Below are 16539 nucleotides of genomic sequence, written 5' to 3' on the forward strand. Positions count from 1 at the left end.
CACCACCGATAGGTGATGGGGGCTGCCAGCGGCTGGCGTGTTAACGTCGTTAATGCGCAGGGCGAATGAACGTGCCGTTTCGCAGTTCCTTGAACGCCTGTTGCAGTTCTGCTTGCGTGTTCATCACCACAGGCCCGTGCCATGCGACAGGTTCCTCAATCGGCCTGCCTGAAATCAGCAAAAAGCGGATGCCTTCCTCTCCGGCCTGAACGGTGATGCTGTCACCGGTGTCAAAGCGCACCAGCGTGCGGTTGCCGGACATATCGCGGATGTTGACCTCCTCGCCCATGACCTCTTTTTCCAGCAGAACGCCGGTCGGATCGGATGCGCCGGCAAAAGCGCCTGCGCCCTCAAAGACATAGGCAAACGCGCGGCGGTAGGTGTCCACCGGAAGGGTTTTCTTCACACCGGGTGGCACGTAGACGTCCAGATATTGCGGATCGGCGGCGATACCGTCAACAGGGCCGGTCTGACCCCAGAAATCACCGACGATGACTTTGACACGGGTGCCGTCGTCTTCCTCGATCACCGGAATTTCCTTCGCCTCTACATCCTGATAACGCGGATCGGTCATTTTCAGATCGCGCGGTAGGTTGGCCCACAACTGGAACCCGTGCATCTGACCTGCGGCGTTCCCTTTGGGCATCTCCTGATGCAAGATACCACGACCCGAAGTCATCCATTGCACATCGCCCGCTTTCAGGCGGCCTTGATTGCCCAGGCTGTCCGCATGGTCCACTTCGCCTGACAGAACGTAAGTGATGGTTTCGATTCCCCGATGTGGATGCCACGGAAACCCGTTGGCATAATGGGCCGGATCCTCGTTGCGGAAATCGTCAAGCAACAGAAACGGGTCCAGCTCTGTCGGGTCGGCAAAGCCAAAAGCGCGGTGCAGGTGGACGCCGGCCCCTTCGAGGGTGGGTTGGGCCTGGCTGGTCGATTTTACGGGACGGATAGACATAGGATGTCTCCTTTTCAAACTGTGTTGCCCCCAATTTAGGGAGCGCCGCACCGTTCGCCAAGACGGGCGATAGCAAAGCAGTGTTCGCTGGTTGCGAACAATGTTGGAATATTTGCGCGGCTCAACCAGATACAGACCTGTTTACGGCGCTATGTGTCGGGAAACTACAATTTCGACCGTCACATACTGCGCTTTATGGGGGGGTGATGTTGGAACAGGGCAGGGCGGCAGATGAAAATCGGATTTATCGGACTTGGAAATGTGGGGCACAAGCTGGCAGGTAGCTTGTTGCGCAACGGGGTGGCGCTGACGGTATTGGACCTCAACCCCGATCTGGTGGCTGCGATGGCGGCGAAAGGGGCCGGTTCAGTCGGCTCCGCAGCCGAGATGATGCAGAATTGTGACGTGGTGATCACCTGCCTGCCGTCCCCTGCGGCCTGTAATCAGGTTCTGACAGAGATGCTGCCCTATGTGCGACAGGGCAAGATCTGGCTGGAAATGTCCACCACCGATCAGGCCGAGGTGGAGCGTCTGGGGGCTTTGGTGATTGAAGCGGGAGGCGGGGCTGTGGATTGTCCGGTGTCCGGTGGCTGCCACCGCGCGGATACGGGGAACATCGCGATTTTTGCGGGCTGTGACCGGCAGACCTTTGAAACCGTTTTGCCGGTGCTGACCCTCATGGGGCGGCGCATTTTGCATACGGGTCCGCTTGGGACTGCGTCGATGCTGAAGGTGCTGACCAACTATCTGGCGACCGTGCATCTGGTGGCCAATGCCGAGGCGCTGGTGACAGCCAAAGCTGCCGGAATGGATCTGAACACCACCTTTGAAGCCATCCGCATCAGTTCGGGCAATTCCTTCTCCCATGAAACCGAAAGTCAGGTGATCCTGAACGGCTCGCGCGATATTTCCTTTACGATGGACCTTGTGAAAAAGGACATCGGCCTGTTCCAGCAGATCGCAGAGCGCAACAAGGTGCCGCTGGAAATCTCGCCCCTGCTGTGCGGGATTTTTGACGACGGGATCGCCCGCTACGGAATGCGCGAATTGTCCCCCAACATCATCAAACGTCTGGAGGAGGCCACAGGACTTGATATTCTCGCCCCCGGTTTCCCGCCGGAAATGACCGACGACGAGCCGGAAGAGCGGGGCTATGAGGTTATTCCCAAAGGGCGCAGTGGCACGGTCTGACTGAACTTCACGCTGGCAAGTGGGATGGCTTCGTCGTAAAACGGGGTATGGATACAGAAGATGTCATTGCAACGCTGAAACCCTCTATGGGGCGGCGCTGGTTCGGGGCGCTCTCGCTCGGGGTGCTCGGGCTGGTGTTGATACTGGCGGTGTTTTACAACCCGCCGGAAATCTTTGCGCTGCGGATCATCATGCCGCTGGTGGGGGCGTTGTTTATCTGGCAGGCGCAATGGAACCTGCGGGTCACATCAAGCGCTCTGTACCTGACGCGGCAGGGGCTGTTTGACGATGCGGGCAACCAGATTTGCGCACTTTACAACATGCGCGAAGTGGACCGCGGCGTCTTTGCCTTCAAACCTTCCAACGGATTTCTGGTGCGTCTGGTTGAACCGGAGCCCAAAGGCTGGGCACCGGGCCTGTACTGGCGTCTGGGTAAGCGTTTGGGGATCGGCGGCGCAACCAACCCTGCGCAAAACAAGGCAATGGCCGAGGCGATCGAAATGCTGATTATGGAACGGGTGTTGGGGCCGGAACTGGCCTGACCTGACGTTCCAGACAGGAAAAAGGGGCTGCGCCAGATCAGGCACAGCCCCTTTTTTATTGGTTCATGCGGTCTTACAACCCTTTGGCGCGGTAGCTGCTGGCAACTTTGCCGATGGACACCAGATAGGCGGCGGTGCGCAGGTCGCTTACATCGGAACGCGCGTGCCAGACCTCGCGCATGGACTGATAAGCCCCGCGCATGGTGTCCTCCAGACCGGAGCGCACCAGTTCCAATTCCCCCGCACCATTCAGATAACGCTGTTTGAAGGTTTCCGAGAGCTGGTGTCCGGTGACGGATTCCAGTTCGTTGATAAGCAGGCGATGACGTTCTTCTTCCTGACGGCGCTGCATCCGCCCGAACCGGATATGGCTGAGGTTTTTGACCCATTCAAAGTAGGACACAGTCACACCACCTGCGTTGGCATACATGTCCGGAATGATGATACAGCCCTTGTCTCGCAGGATTTTATCCGCTCCCGAGGTCACGGGACCGTTGGCGGCCTCAATAATTAGCGGAACCTTGATCCGTTTGGCGTTGGACAGGTTAATCACCCCTTCCATCGCAGCAGGGATCAGGATGTCGGCGTCCTTCTCCATGATCGGCGCGCCCGGCTCATGCCAGTCCCCGCCCGAGAAATCCTTGGTCGATCCGGTGGCTAAAAGATGCTGTTTCAACTTTTCGATGTCGATGCCGTCATCATTGGTGATACAGCCGTCGAACTCCAGCACGCCGGTAATCTTGGCGCCGTCTTCTTCGGACAGGAATTTGGCCGCGTGATAGCCCACGTTCCCCAAGCCCTGCACAAGAATCCGCTTGCCGTCGAGTGTTCCTTCCAGTCCGGCGGCCTTCACGTCCTCCGGATGGCGGAAGAATTCCTGCAAGGCGTATTGCACGCCGCGCCCTGTTGCCTCGGTACGGCCCTGAATGCCGCCGCCGCTGATCGGTTTGCCGGTCACACAGGCGCGAGAGTTGATGTCGGTGGTGTTCATGCGGGCATATTGGTCTGCAATCCACGCCATTTCCCGTTCGCCGGTCCCCATATCAGGGGCGGGCACGTTCTGGGAGGGGTGGATCAGGTCGCGCTTGGCCAGTTCATAGGCAAAGCGGCGGGTAATGCGCTCCAGCTCATCCTCGTCCCATTCTTTCGGATCAATACACAACCCGCCCTTGGACCCGCCAAAAGGCGCATCGACCAGCGCACATTTATAAGTCATCAGCGCGGCGAGCGCCTCGACCTCGTCCTGATTGACAGACATGGCATAGCGGATGCCCCCCTTCACAGGTTCCATATGTTCGGAATGGACGGAACGGTATCCGGTGAAGGTCTGAATATCACCGCGCAGGCGGACACCGAAACGCACGGTGTAGGTCGCATTGCAAACCTTGATTTTTTCCACCAGTCCCGGCGGCAAATCCATTAACCGCACTGCGCGGTTGAACATGATATTGGTGGATTCGCGGAAACTCGGCTCGGCTTTGCGTGTCATGTACGCCTCTGTAAATAATTGCGACAGTTTCGGTGTAACCCGTTTTATGACGCTGGGTTACAAGGGCCATAAGGGCAGAATGTAACACAAAGGGCAACAGCAATTTGCCGAATTTTTAGGCAATTTCAGAATGCCTTTGTATACCGTTCGCCCGCTTGCCTTAAGCCTTGGGAATAAACGAAAAAGAGGCGGGAAAACCCGCCTCTTGAATGCATTCGATCTGTGTCCGTCCGGATCAGTTATCGCCGGATTTCGCAGCGCGTTTCCGCTCGTGCGGGTCAAGATGAACCTTGCGCAGACGGATCGCGTTCGGGGTCACTTCGACGAGTTCATCGGTGTCGATATAGGCGATAGCCTGTTCCAGCGAGAGCGTGACAGGTGTTGTCAGGCGAACCGCCTCGTCAGTGCCCGAAGCCCGTACGTTGGTCAGTTTCTTGCCCTTCAGCGGGTTCACTTCCAGATCGTTTTCGCGGGAATGCTCACCGATGATCATGCCGGTGTAAACAGGTTCCTGCGCACCGATAAACATCTTGCCGCGATCTTCGAGGTTCCACAACGCATAAGCAACAGAGGTGCCGTTCTCCATAGAGATCAGAACACCCGCACGACGGCCCGGAATTGGCCCTTTGTGGGGCGCCCATTCGTGGAACACTCGGTTCAGAACGCCTGTGCCGCGGGTGTCTGTCAGAAATTCGCCGTGATACCCGATCAGACCACGGGACGGAACATGGGCGATGATACGGGTTTTGCCGGCACCGGCCTGTTTCATCTCGGCCAGATCACCCTTGCGGGCGCCGGTCAGCTTTTCGATCACAACACCGGAGTATTCGTCATCCACGTCGATGGTGACTTCTTCAATCGGCTCACAGCGGACGCCGTCAACCTCTTGGAACAGAACCTTCGGACGGGAGATCGACAGTTCAAAACCCTCGCGGCGCATGTTCTCGATCAGAACGCCCATCTGCAATTCGCCACGACCTGCCACATCAAAGGCTTCGCCGCCCGGTGTGTCGGTCACGCGGATCGCAACGTTTGTTTCAGCCTCTTTCATCAGGCGGTCGCGGATCACACGGGATTGCACTTTCTTGCCATCACGACCGGCCAGAGGGCTGTCGTTGATGCCAAAAGTTACAGAAATCGTCGGCGGGTCGATCGGCTGTGCCGCAATCGGTTCCGTGACCGAAGGGTTGCACAATGTATCAGCCACAGTTGCATTCGTCATACCGGCGATGGTCACGATGTCACCGGCTTCGGCAACGTCGATGGGTTGTTGCGCCAGACCGCGGAAGGCGAGGATTTTTGTTGCGCGGAAGTTTTCAACCAGTTCCCCGTCACGGCTCAGCGCTTTCAGGCTCTCGCCGGTTTTCAGTGTGCCGCTTTCGACGCGACCGGTCAGGATGCGGCCGATGAACGGATCGGCGCCCAGTGTCACGGCCAGCATTTTGAACGGCTCGTCTTTTTTGGCGAGCTGTTTTGGCGCAGGGACGTGTTTGACGATCAGATCGAACAGCGCCGACAGATCCTGACGGGGGCCGTCCAGTTCCATATCGGCCCAGCCGGAGCGACCGGAGGCATACATGGACGGGAAATCGAGCTGATCGTCATCCGCGCCCAGATTGGCGAAAAGGTCGAAACATTCGTCCAGCGCGCGATCCGGTTCCGCGTCAGGTTTGTCTACTTTGTTCAGCACCACAATCGGACGCAGGCCCAAGGCCAGTGCCTTGGAGGTCACGAATTTTGTTTGGGGCATCGGGCCTTCGGCCGCGTCCACCAGCAGAACAACACCGTCTACCATAGAGAGGATACGCTCCACCTCGCCGCCGAAATCGGCGTGGCCGGGGGTGTCAACGATGTTGATCCGCGTGTCGTTCCATTCCACCGAAGTGGCTTTCGCCAGAATTGTAATGCCGCGTTCGCGTTCCAGATCGTTGCTGTCCATCGCCCGTTCGGCAACAGCCTGGTTCGCGCGAAAGGCGCCGGACTGTTTGAGCAGCTCGTCAACCAGTGTGGTTTTGCCATGGTCAACGTGTGCGATGATGGCGATATTTCTGAGTTCCATAAAGAAGTGCCTGTGTCGGAAAATAAGGGGTTTGGCGCGGCCTTACAGGGTTTGTGGGGACTTGGCTAGGTTTAACTTGCGTTTTTGCGCCGCAACACTGCGCCTGCGCGGATAAAGCGGCAGGCTCTGGTCTGTCGCTGCAGGCCGTCGAAAGCGGCGGAACCGCGCTTCTTGTTGCAAAGCAGGGCGGAGCAGATACAAACGTTTTTAGACAAATTGTAAGGTTTTACTATGGCCAATAATGCGAAAAACCCCGCCGAGGACGCGACACTCTCGTTCAAGGACAAGATGTCCTACACGGATTATCTGGGGCTTGATGCGATTCTGACGGCGCAGCACCCCCTGTCTGATGCCCATGACGAAATGCTGTTCATCGTGCAGCATCAAGCCTCAGAGGTTTGGTTGCGGCTGGCTATTTACGAACTGAACGCGGCGCGGGATCTGATTGCGCGGAATGAAATACGGCCTGCGTTCAAGATGCTGACACGGGTGGCGCGGATATTCGAGCAGCTTAATTCTGCCTGGGATGTGTTGCGCACCATGACCCCGTCCGAATACACCCAGTTCCGCGATGCGCTCGGCCATTCCTCGGGGTTCCAGTCCCATCAATACCGGCTGGTCGAATTTCTTGTGGGCAATCGCAACCACACCATGTTGAAACCCCACGAACACCGCAACGACCTGCATCAGGCATTGGTGGAGGAACTGGGCAAACCGAGCCTGTACGACGTGGTTTTACGCCATCTGGCAGAGCAGGGGTTCCCTGTGCCTCAGGAGGTTCTGACGCGGGATGTTTCTGTGAAGCTGCCCCATAACGACGGGGTGCAAGCGGTTTGGAAACAGGTCTATCAAAACCCGCAGGATCACTGGCTGGCTTATGAACTGGCGGAGAAACTGGTGGATTTCGAAGACTACTTCCGCCGCTGGCGCTTTAACCATGTCACAACCGTAGAGCGGATCATCGGTAACAAGAAAGGGACAGGCGGCACCGGAGGCGTGAGCTATCTGCAAAGCATGCTGAAGGTGGAGTTATTCCCCGAACTCTGGTCAGTGCGCACAGTGCTCTAAACCCTGCGATGCGATAATTGCCTTAGTTTCGCCTTAATTTGCCCAACTAATACCGTAGTGAGCGGATACCGAGGGAGATGTTCGGGATTGGGACGAGCTTTCCCGGGCAAGTTTGAGAGGCAAAAATGAAGAACCGCTACGAAACCTGCGTCCGCTCTGTCGGTGCGCAAATCAGAAACCGTGCCCGTCAGTGGGGGCAGTCCGAAGATGGCGCTGTCACTGTGGACTGGGTTGTTCTGACGGCAACCATGACCGTGATCGGCGGTGTGATTGTCGCCCTGACCGTGGACGGGACCACCGATGTGGGCAACCAGATTGGGACCGTGCTGTCAGAGAAAACCGTTTCGGAGTAAGAGTTCCGGACAGGGCGTTACGGTTATGGTGACATATTGAATAATCGCATTTGATAGTGGTCTTTTGCGATAATTCGTCATGCCCGTTTTTTTCCCTGTCAGCTTTTCTACCGATAATATCGCGATTGCCGTTGCTCCGGCGGGGGAGCCACAGCACCGGCCTGCCCGGCAGCCTCGGCCAGCAACCAATCCCGAAACGCGCGGATCAGAGGGTCGTTCCGTCGGGTCTTTTCGGTTGCGATGGCGTATATGGTAAACGGCAACGTTGTCGGTTCGAACAACCGAACAAGCGATCCGTTCGCAACCGTCGACTCGACAACCGCCTCATAGGCGAGCGATATGCCCAAACCGGCCTCCGCTGCGGTGGCCGCGTATTCGCAGTTAGGGTAGATGGGATCACCTTTGGGCAATTCAGCTACCACACCTGCGGCGCGAAACCACTCTGACCATTGGTCGTCTACTTCGTCTCTGAACAGTGTTTGACGGAGTAGCTCCCGAGGGTGGGAGATAGCTGTCCGCTTCAGTAGTTCCGGTGACGCAACCGGATAGCGGGCGGAACGCAGGAAGGGCACAACATCCAAGCCAGACTCTGCCTGATCACGCCATTTGATCACCACGTCTGCATCATTCGTGGTAAAATCCGTCGAGGGCGCCGCCTCGGCAATGTGAAGACGGATCAAGTCTGCGTGGGCGAAACCCGCTAAACGAGGCAAAAGCCAGCGGGCGGCAAAACCCGGCGTGGACAGCACCCGCAAATTTGAGCCCGTCTTATAGCCGAGCGCCTGTCGCGTGCTGTCATCCAAATGGTCAAGCAATTGCGACAGGTGACCGGCGTAGCTGCGCCCCGTGGCTGTCAGACTGATCCGGTTGCTTTGTCGGCGGAACAAGGCGGTTGCGAGGTAGTCTTCCAATGCACGAATCTGATGGGAGATCGCAGAGGGAGACAAGCAGAGCTCCTCCGCAGCGGCCTTAAAGCTAAGGTGCCTAGCCGCCGCTTCAAAGGCTTTCACAGCAGAGAACGGAGGGAGCCGACGCCGCTTCACGAGTGATTTCTCCTCATCAGGTGATGAAATACCACCTTTTGCAGACAAACATACCTGTTGGGTATCCTTATTGCAAATCAACGCGGCTGAAGGAGGTTCCCATGCTTTCCCTATTATGCAATGCGGCTGTTTTAGCTGCGCCCATGATCGCTTACCTTGTGACAGATGGCAAAGCCGAAACCCTATCGGTTCCGAATGCACTGGTTGAAAACCTTCACCGCTGGATAGATCAAAACACCGGATTTACGCCTCTGGCGACGCCTGCAACAATTATCTTTGTCAAAGCTCAGAAACTGGCCAAGACGGACGACATGGCCTCGATCATCGGCAGTACGCAGCGCGGTTTTTAAGACCCACAAACCGCCACAATTACGCTTGTCCGACCTTGGGATGCAAAGAACCCGCAGGATGTTGCAGTGCTGCTGCATGAACTTGTGCATCACCGGCAAAACAATATGCACTATTATTGCGAAGCGGCCAAGGAGTTCGCAGCCTATAAAACGCAGAGAGCATGGTTGGAAGAACGTGGTCTCAGCCTGAATGTGAACTGGATCGGTGTCGTGTTGGCATCGAGTTGCACGCCCAAAGATATTCATCCTTGATTGGGTCAGAACAGCATAGGGGCGGAGCCTCCGGCGGGGATATTTGTTGAAAATGGAGCTGGAACAGTCTGTTGCTTTTTTGCTGGCGGCGGATTTTTTGTTGTTGGCTTGACTTTACCGGCACTGGCGCTGATGTCACTCTGGCATCAAAGAGCATCACAGGCAGGGCAATCGTGACAGAATACACACCGGATCCACAACTGCGCGCGGCGTTTCTGGGCGGCATGTCCCATGCGGCCTGTACGGTGAATATCGTAACCACAGACGGTGTTGCAGGGCGCGGCGGTGTGACGGTTTCGGCCATGACATCGGTGTCGGCGGATTCCCCCAAACCGACCTTGCTGGTTTGTGTCCACCACGAGGCAAGTGCTGCACCGTTGATCCTTGAGAACGGCAATTTTTGTGTGAACCTGCTGCGGGACGACCAGTCGTTTATTTCCGATACGTTTGCGGGGCGGTTCAAAGAGGAATTTGCAGATAAATTCGACTGCGCTGAGTGGGCGCCAATGGCCACAGGTGCGCCCCGTGTGGTGGACCCGCTGGTGGCTTTTGATTGTACATTGGTCAGCGCCGAGCGGATCGGCACCCATCACGTATTTGTCGGTGAAGTGCAGGATATTTTCACCGCGAACCGTGGGACGCCGCTGATTTATGCCAACCGTGCCTACGGGCGCACGGTGCGAATTGATCCGGTGACGACCTTTGCAACCTCCCAGTCCGACACGGCCCTGCGGGTCGGGTGTTTTCACACCATAGGCCCCTTTGTTGTGCCCCGTATCATTGGCGAATTCACCAAGGACGACAGCACCGATTTGCGTCTGATGGACGGGGATCACCGCCGCCTGATTGAAGGCTTGCGGGCCGGTGAGGTCGATCTGGCGTTGATGTTCGATCTTGACCTGCCGGACGATATTGAGACCGTGCCGCTTGCCAGTTTGGCACCCTATATTCTGCTGGCCGAAGATCATCCGCTGGCGGCAGAACCGAACCTGACGCTTGAGACACTGACCAAACATCCGATGGTACTGCTGGATTCCGAGCCTTCAGCAGAATATGCCCTGTCGATTTTCGCCGCACAGCATCTGGCGCCGCAGGTCAAATACCACTGCCCGTCCTATGAGATGGTGCGCGCAATGGTGGGGGAGGGGCTTGGCTATTCGTTGCTGGCCAGCAAACCGGCCAGCAATCTGAGCTATGACGGTCATTCACTGGTGACGCGCCCCTTGCCAGCGGACACCCGTCACTGTCCCACCGTTCTGGCCTACCGGCGGGACGCGGAGCTGCCCCCTGCGGCGCAACCGTTTATGGAACTTTGCAAGGATCTGTTCACGTCACCGATCGAGCGGGTTTAATCCTTTAGCGGCAGTCCTTCGACCAGCCGCTCTGTCAGGGCGGCAAGCATCCGGTCGCATTTTTCAAGCTGGTCGGCGCTGACAAACTCATCGGGTTTATGGCCCTGCGCCATGCTGCCCGGCCCGCAAACCACCGTAGGAATACCAACGCGGCTGGAGAACAGCCCGCCCTCGGTGCCAAAGGCCACTTTCATTGTGTCATTCGCGCCGAGAAGGGATTTCACAAAGGCCACTACCGCGCCGTCTTCGGGCGTTGCCAGACCGGGATAGGTGTTGGCGGTCATCTCGATGTTGATGGCGGCTTCGGGGGCAATGACGCGGGCGCGGTTGGCGATTTCCTCGGCGCGGTCCTTAATTTCCTGCATCAGCGCTTCGGGATCGTTTTCGGCCAGATTGCGAATTTCAAAGGTGACTTCACAGCGGTTGGGCACGATGTTCAGGGCCACACCTGCGTTGATCAGCCCCACATGCAGCGTGGTATAGGGCACGTCATAGTCAAAATCCTGCGCACCAGTCGCTGCAAGCCGTTCCTGAATACGGCGGATTTCGCCAATCAGATCCGTGGCGAGGTAGATCGCATTCACCGCTTGCGGGGCAAGCGCGGAATGACCCTCGCGCCCGATGCAGGTGGCTTTGGCGGCGGTCTTGCCTTTGTGACCCACAGCGACCTGCATAGAGGTCGGCTCCCCTACGATACACATGGCCGGTTTGAACGGCGCGGTTTCCAGCATGTCGATCAGGCTGCGTACACCAATGCAGCCGATTTCCTCGTCATAGGAAAAGGCCAGATGCAAAGGGGTTTGCAGGTCCAATGTGCTGGCGCCAAGAGCCGCAGAAAGCGCACTGGCCACGAAACCTTTCATGTCACAGGTGCCGCGCCCGTAATATAGCCCGTCCTCAAAAGTCAGCTCAAAGGGCGGTTTGCTCCAGTTCTGGCCAGCCACGGGCACCACATCTGTATGACCGGACAGCAGCACGCCGGGACGGTCGGTCGGGCCGATGGTGGCGAAAAGATTGGCCTTCTTGCCGCTGTCATCGGGCAGCAGCGTGACCTCTGCGCCCGCATCCCGCAACAGGCCCGCGCACCATTCGATCAGGTCCATGTTCGGATTGGCCGAGGTTGTGTCAAAAGCGATCAGTTTCTTGAGAATCTCTGCGGTTTGCATCGGGTTTTCCTGCTTGGGATGTGTCGCGCTGTTCCTAACCCAAGCGGGCCGATAATGGAAATACCCTTCGCGCCGGAGTGGTGTTTTGTCAGGGGATATGGTTTCTGGCGGTTATTGCGATTTAAGAGGGAGGCAAGGACGATGGCAGCGCCAGTGAACAGACTGAAGGAAAACCTCGCGGCGGGGCAGTTGCAGACGGGCTGCTGGCTCGGGCTTGTGGCGCCCTATGTCAGCGAGATTGCGGGCACGGCGGGATTTGACTGGGTGCTGATTGACGGGGAACACGCCCCAAACGGGATCGGCCAGATTTCCAGCCAGATCGGGGCGTTGCAGGGATCGGATTCAGCCATTGCCGTGCGGGTGCCTGTGGGTGAGGACTGGATCATTAAACAGGTGCTGGACGCAGGGGCGCAGACCGTGATGGTGCCAATGGTTGAGACCGGCGCACAGGCGCAGGCAATGGTGCGTGCAACGCGCTATGCGCCCGATGGGGTGCGCGGTGTCGGGGCTTCGGTGGGGCGGGCGTCCCACTGGACCGGCATTGCCGATTATTCGACCACGGCCAATGCGCAAATCTGTCTGATTGTACAGGTAGAGGCGCAGCGCGGGATCGACAATCTTGACGATATTCTTGCGGTTGAGGGTGTGGACGCGGTCTTCATCGGGCCTGCGGATCTGGCGGCGGATATGGGCTATCTCGGGCAGCTGGACGCGCCCGAAGTGATGGCCGCGATGGAGGATGCGGTGCTGCGCATCCGCGCTGCGGGAAAATCCGCTGGCATCATGTGCACCGATCCCGAATTTGCGCGGCAGGCGATTGGTTGGGGCGTGAATTTTGCAGCCGTGGCGGTGGATGCGATCACACTGTCGAACGGTTTGCGCGCTGCTGCGCGCGCCTTCAAGGACTAGGGCGGCAGGGGCAGGAAAACCTTGTTTCTTGTGCCTGTTTGGGGTTGGATCGAGGCAGAGTAATTTCAATCTGCCGCGCCCGCCCGAGCAGGGGGCGGCTTTAAATATGGATTTCGCCCGATGCCTGACGCGCCGCCGGACCCTGTTCAACTGGCCGGACTGCGCCGTGGTTTGATGATTGGCAGCGGGCTGGTGATGTTTGCCTTTCTGACCTGCCATCTGACCAATCTTGCGCTGGGGCTGCATTCGGTTGCATTGATGGACAGTTGGCGCTGGGCGCTGAGCGGGCTTTGGACGGGACCTGTGATGCGGGTCGTGCTGGGCACGGCGCTGGTGTTGCATTTTTCGATGGCGCTGGTGACGATTTACTGTCGCAATACTCTGCGACTGCCGTCTTATGATATGGCCCAGCTTGTGGCCGGAGTGCTGATCGTGCCGCTGCTGGCGCCCCATGTATTCGGAATCATGGCCTATCACCCGTTGGGCCTTGTCCCGACCTATGATCTGGTTTTGCGGTATTTCTGGACCCTGTCGCCCTTTGACGGGTTGCGACAGGTCGTGATGCTGGTGGTGGCGTGGCTGCACGGAACGATCGGGGTTTATACGTGGCTGCGGTCACGCGACGGATCGGCGCGCAGCTTGCGGGTTTTCTATCCCTTTGTTGTCATCGTGCCCGTGCTTGCGCTGCTTGGCTATGTTGAGGCCGGACGGCAGATTATTCCTGTTGCAGAAGGGGGCGGCGGTTATGTGATGGCACAAGACCCCAATGCGGCTGGCATACAGGTCGCACCGCAAGAGGCCGCGCAGATCGTTGCACAGGCCAAGCGGAACGGCATCCTGACCGGAGAGGTGGCTCTGGTGTTGGTGGCGCTGGCCTTTGCGGCGCGGGCGTTGCGGATTGCGGCACAAAAACAGGGTCAGGTGCAGGTGACATATCTGGGGCGGCGCAAGGCTAGCTTTGCCGCGCAATCCGGTCTGACCCTGCTAGAGATGGCGCGACTGAATGACGTGCCCCATGCCAATGTCTGTCGCGGGCGGGGGCGCTGTGGCACCTGCCGTGTGCGGGTGTTGCAAGGGGCGCAACAGCTACCTCCTCCGGACGCGCGGGAGCAAAAGGTGCTCGACCACTGGAACGCCGCCCCGAACGAGCGGCTGGCTTGTCAGCTTTTGCCCGATCACGGGTTTCTGGAGGTAGAGCGCGTGGTGCAGCCCGATTACTCCGATCTGGATTATTCCGCAGCCCGCACGAAATCCACCCTGCCGCAAGGTAACACCCCATGAGCGGGCTGCCAGTGGTGCTGCGTGTCCTGCTGTTCGGTGTTGCGATAAGCTTGGGCCTGCTAGCGCCACCTGCATTGGCGCAAATGTTGCCCGCAACGCAAGGGGACGCGCAAACACCCGCGGCGCCGGCGCAAGCCTCTCCCAATGACATACGAGAGTTGATGCGTCTGCTGGCCGATCCGCAGATACAGGACTGGCTGCAAGAGGCGGCAAACCCCGCAGAGGGAGCGGCGGCACAGGCCGCCAGGACAAGCCTGCGCCAGAAGATAGAAGCACGGCTTGCGGCCTTCGGGGATCGCGTGCAGGCGCTCGGGCTTGCATGGCAGATCGTGCCGCGCATTCCCGAAGTGCTTGCGTCGCAATGGGAACGGCAACTGTCCCACGCCCAGAAGGTGCGCTCGCTGACCTATATCCTGACCTTTCTTGTGATTGGTTTCGGACTGGAATGGCTTTACCGCCGTTATATGAATTTGGTGCTGCTGCGGATTGAACTGGCCCCGAAAGAAGCACCGCTGCAAAAGCTGGCAGGGGCTGTGTCGCGTGCGGCGATCATTTCGGGCGGTTTGCTGGTCTTTGCCATTGGCAGTATCGGCGCGTTTGAGATGTTCGACTGGCATCCGCTGGTGCAATCCGTGGTGCTGGATTTTCTGACACTGGTGCTGGTGGTGCGGGTTGCGCTGACCCTGTCGCTGTTCTTTCAGGCACCTTTCGCACCGGAGTTGCGTCTGGTGCCCTATGGCACGCCGGTTGCAAAACATCTGCACCGTTTGCTTTGGGTGTTGTCGGTGACGGTGGGGCTGGCGGTGGTGCTGAGCCTTGTGCTGGCGCGGATGTCTGCGTTTCAGGACGATGCGGCGGATTTGCAGGCGGTGGTACTCGCCCAGAGCGTGGCACTGGCCGGACTGGTGTTGCTGGCGGCTTGGGGCTGTATCTGGGTCGGGTTCCGCCGTGTGCCCCGACTGACGGCAGCGGCCTGCGACCCTGCTGTGACCCGTTTCTGGCGCAATTACGCGATTGTCTGGGTTGGCGCTGTCTTCGGCTGCTGGCTGGTCGGGGCGTTTGCACTGATGTGGAGCGTGGTGATTGTCGGGTTTGTAGTGCCGGCGCTAAAGCTGCTGGCAGCGTGGATTGACCATTTCTTTGACCAGTCCACCGCCGCCCTTTATGAAGAGCACAAGACCGAAGCAGCGGCGGAACTGGCCGCTTTTGAAGCTGCCGAGGCTGCGCGACAGGCAGAGGCACCAGAGGCAGCAGCAGGGGCAGAGGACGCGACGGAAACAACGGACCCCGCACCGCCCGTGGCCCCGCCCGACATGCCGGAATTTCACGATCCCTATATTTCGACGCGGCCTATCGTGAAACGGGCCGCCCGTTTCGTGCTTTTGATTGCAGCGGTTTTCGCATTGGCGTCTGCATGGGGCATTAATATCTTTGCACTCTCGCAGGATCGCAGCGTGGCGGGGCGTGCGCTTGAGGTATTGGTGGACAGTTTTGTGGCCTTGCTCTTTGCCGATCTGGTCTGGACTTGGGCCAAGACCCTGATCGACAAGCGGATCGCGGATTACGAGCCTCCGGTAGACGGGCAGGCCCCCGGACCGGAGGCGCGGATGATTACGTTGCTGCCTTTGCTCCGCACGATCCTGCTGGTGACATTGCTGACGATGGTCAGCCTGAGCGTGCTGACCGCGCTGGGCGTGAACATTGCGCCGATCCTTGCGGGGGCGGGGATCCTTGGCATCGCCATCGGTTTTGGCACGCAGTCGCTGGTGCGCGATATTGTGGCGGGAATTTTCTTTCTTATCGACGATGCCTTCCGTCTGGGGGAATATATCGAGGTGGGGGATCTGGTAGGAACCGTAGAGAGCATCTCGATCCGGTCCATGCGCATCCGCCACCATCGCGGCAAGGTTCATACCGTGCCTTATGGCGAACTGAAGTCCCTGACCAACCATTCCCGCGACTGGGTGATCATGAAGCTGGAATTCCGCGTGCCCTTTGACACCGACCTGATGCTGGTGAAAAAGCTGATTAAGAAGGTGGGCGCAGAACTGAAGGCAAACGAACACTACGGGCCAAGCATCCTGTCCACGCTGAAATCCCAAGGCGTGCGTCGCATGGAGGAGTTCAACATGGTGGTGGGCGTCAAATTCATGACCAAACCGGGCGAACAATGGCTGGTGCGCCGTGATGCCTATCAGAAGGTGCGCGACATATTCGAGGCCAATGGCATCCGCATGGCAGAGCGTAACGTGAAGGTCGAGATCGCAGGGGGCGAACATCTTGATCCCGAGGCGCAAAAGGCTGTGGCTGGCGCCGCGCAGGATGCCATCGAGAAACCCTCGGCTCCGCCAAAACCCGTTCCCGACGAACCGTAACCCCGCGCGCAGCGACCCTATGGGGGATTTTTGCCGATACGGTAAATTCAACGGAATTTTCATGTGGTCTTTGCGCCCGATGCGCTAGATTGAAAAAGAAAAACGAGCAGAAAAATCCAACCGGAAACGTAGGGGGCAGCGTGCGGTA

At 58.3% G+C, this 16539-nt stretch carries 14 protein-coding genes and 1 pseudogene; 10 read left to right on the plus strand and 5 right to left on the minus strand.

What is annotated here, in order from left to right; genetic code table 11:
• Positions 1-49: 49 nt before the first annotated feature.
• The gene (locus BFV97_RS12565) at positions 50-961 is read right to left on the minus strand and encodes a pirin family protein (RefSeq protein WP_069300737.1); all 912 of its coding nucleotides are present in this window, start codon (positions 959-961) and stop codon (positions 50-52) included.
• A gap of 231 nt (positions 962-1192) precedes the next feature.
• On the opposite strand from BFV97_RS12565, the gene BFV97_RS12570 reads away from it, so the two are divergent.
• Together BFV97_RS12570 and BFV97_RS12575 are read left to right on the plus strand one after the other, a co-directional pair.
• Entirely contained in the window at positions 1193-2152 is a 960-nt protein-coding gene (locus BFV97_RS12570; protein ID WP_069300738.1) for an NAD(P)-dependent oxidoreductase, read from the plus strand.
• Positions 2153-2199: 47 nt separating this feature from the next.
• Entirely contained in the window at positions 2200-2694 is a 495-nt protein-coding gene (locus BFV97_RS12575) for a hypothetical protein (RefSeq protein WP_069300739.1), read from the plus strand.
• A 73-nt stretch (positions 2695-2767) separates the two neighbouring features.
• Here BFV97_RS12575 and BFV97_RS12580 read toward each other — a convergent pair whose 3' ends face one another.
• Entirely contained in the window at positions 2768-4183 is a 1416-nt protein-coding gene (locus BFV97_RS12580; protein WP_069300740.1) for a Glu/Leu/Phe/Val family dehydrogenase, read from the minus strand.
• A 235-nt stretch (positions 4184-4418) separates the two neighbouring features.
• Complete coding sequence (gene typA / locus BFV97_RS12585) at positions 4419-6242, minus strand: translational GTPase TypA (RefSeq protein WP_069300741.1); 1824 nt, start codon at positions 6240-6242, stop codon at positions 4419-4421.
• A gap of 231 nt (positions 6243-6473) precedes the next feature.
• On the opposite strand from typA, the gene kynA reads away from it, so the two are divergent.
• Positions 6474-7310, plus strand: a complete 837-nt coding sequence (gene kynA, locus BFV97_RS12590; protein ID WP_069300742.1) for a tryptophan 2,3-dioxygenase — start codon at positions 6474-6476, stop codon at positions 7308-7310.
• Positions 7311-7435: 125 nt separating this feature from the next.
• Positions 7436-7663, plus strand: coding sequence for a hypothetical protein (locus BFV97_RS12595; RefSeq protein ID WP_069300743.1), 228 nt, complete (start codon positions 7436-7438; stop codon positions 7661-7663).
• A 107-nt stretch (positions 7664-7770) separates the two neighbouring features.
• On the opposite strand, the gene BFV97_RS12600 is transcribed toward BFV97_RS12595, so the two are convergent.
• Positions 7771-8706 carry a LysR substrate-binding domain-containing protein gene (locus tag BFV97_RS12600; protein WP_069300744.1) on the minus strand — a complete coding sequence of 312 codons (936 nt, stop codon included), beginning with the start codon at positions 8704-8706 and terminating at the stop codon, positions 7771-7773.
• A 101-nt stretch (positions 8707-8807) separates the two neighbouring features.
• On the opposite strand from BFV97_RS12600, the gene BFV97_RS12605 reads away from it, so the two are divergent.
• The 3 genes and pseudogenes from BFV97_RS12605 to BFV97_RS18780 all read left to right on the plus strand — a co-directional run bounded on the left by BFV97_RS12605 (position 8808) and on the right by BFV97_RS18780 (position 10660).
• Entirely contained in the window at positions 8808-9056 is a 249-nt protein-coding gene (locus BFV97_RS12605; protein ID WP_069300745.1) for a hypothetical protein, read from the plus strand.
• A gap of 12 nt (positions 9057-9068) precedes the next feature.
• Positions 9069-9308: pseudogene (locus BFV97_RS12610) on the plus strand (DUF6647 family protein); the annotation flags it as partial.
• Between the two features lie 173 nt (positions 9309-9481).
• Entirely contained in the window at positions 9482-10660 is a 1179-nt protein-coding gene (locus tag BFV97_RS18780) for a LysR substrate-binding domain-containing protein (protein ID WP_069300747.1), read from the plus strand.
• Here the strand turns inward: BFV97_RS18780 and argE are convergent.
• Positions 10657-11826: an acetylornithine deacetylase gene (gene argE, locus BFV97_RS12620; protein WP_069300748.1), complete on the minus strand. Its 1170-nt coding sequence runs from the start codon at positions 11824-11826 to the stop codon at positions 10657-10659. The two genes, BFV97_RS18780 and argE, sit on opposite strands and share 4 nt — an antisense overlap.
• A gap of 141 nt (positions 11827-11967) precedes the next feature.
• On the opposite strand from argE, the gene BFV97_RS12625 reads away from it, so the two are divergent.
• The 3 genes from BFV97_RS12625 to BFV97_RS12635 all read left to right on the plus strand — a co-directional run bounded on the left by BFV97_RS12625 (position 11968) and on the right by BFV97_RS12635 (position 16391).
• Entirely contained in the window at positions 11968-12735 is a 768-nt protein-coding gene (locus BFV97_RS12625) for an HpcH/HpaI aldolase family protein (RefSeq protein ID WP_069300749.1), read from the plus strand.
• 120 nt (positions 12736-12855) lie between these two features.
• Entirely contained in the window at positions 12856-14016 is a 1161-nt protein-coding gene (locus BFV97_RS12630) for a 2Fe-2S iron-sulfur cluster-binding protein (protein WP_069300750.1), read from the plus strand.
• The gene (locus BFV97_RS12635; protein ID WP_069300751.1) at positions 14013-16391 is read left to right on the plus strand and encodes a mechanosensitive ion channel family protein; all 2379 of its coding nucleotides are present in this window, start codon (positions 14013-14015) and stop codon (positions 16389-16391) included. The genes BFV97_RS12630 and BFV97_RS12635 overlap by 4 nt, the downstream gene beginning before the upstream one ends.
• Positions 16392-16539: the final 148 nt, after the last annotated feature.

Source organism: Neptunicoccus sediminis (assembly GCF_001719615.1).
Taxonomy (GTDB): domain Bacteria; phylum Pseudomonadota; class Alphaproteobacteria; order Rhodobacterales; family Rhodobacteraceae; genus Amylibacter; species Amylibacter sediminis.

Bases quoted from the DNA above. Each gene is read 5' to 3' on its own strand.
- argE (WP_069300748.1), bottom strand. From the start codon at position 11,826: ATGCAAACCGCAGAGATTCTCAAGAAACTGATCGCTTTTGACACAACC.
- BFV97_RS12595 (WP_069300743.1), top strand. From the start codon at position 7,436: ATGAAGAACCGCTACGAAACCTGCGTCCGCTCTGTCGGTGCGCAAATC.
- BFV97_RS12580 (WP_069300740.1), bottom strand. From the start codon at position 4,183: ATGACACGCAAAGCCGAGCCGAGTTTCCGCGAATCCACCAATATCATG.
- BFV97_RS12625 (WP_069300749.1), top strand. From the start codon at position 11,968: ATGGCAGCGCCAGTGAACAGACTGAAGGAAAACCTCGCGGCGGGGCAG.
- BFV97_RS12630 (WP_069300750.1), top strand. From the start codon at position 12,856: ATGCCTGACGCGCCGCCGGACCCTGTTCAACTGGCCGGACTGCGCCGT.
- BFV97_RS12565 (WP_069300737.1), bottom strand. From the start codon at position 961: ATGTCTATCCGTCCCGTAAAATCGACCAGCCAGGCCCAACCCACCCTC.
- BFV97_RS12635 (WP_069300751.1), top strand. From the start codon at position 14,013: ATGAGCGGGCTGCCAGTGGTGCTGCGTGTCCTGCTGTTCGGTGTTGCG.
- typA (WP_069300741.1), bottom strand. From the start codon at position 6,242: ATGGAACTCAGAAATATCGCCATCATCGCACACGTTGACCATGGCAAA.
- kynA (WP_069300742.1), top strand. From the start codon at position 6,474: ATGGCCAATAATGCGAAAAACCCCGCCGAGGACGCGACACTCTCGTTC.
- BFV97_RS12605 (WP_069300745.1), top strand. From the start codon at position 8,808: ATGCTTTCCCTATTATGCAATGCGGCTGTTTTAGCTGCGCCCATGATC.
- BFV97_RS12570 (WP_069300738.1), top strand. From the start codon at position 1,193: ATGAAAATCGGATTTATCGGACTTGGAAATGTGGGGCACAAGCTGGCA.
- BFV97_RS12575 (WP_069300739.1), top strand. From the start codon at position 2,200: ATGGATACAGAAGATGTCATTGCAACGCTGAAACCCTCTATGGGGCGG.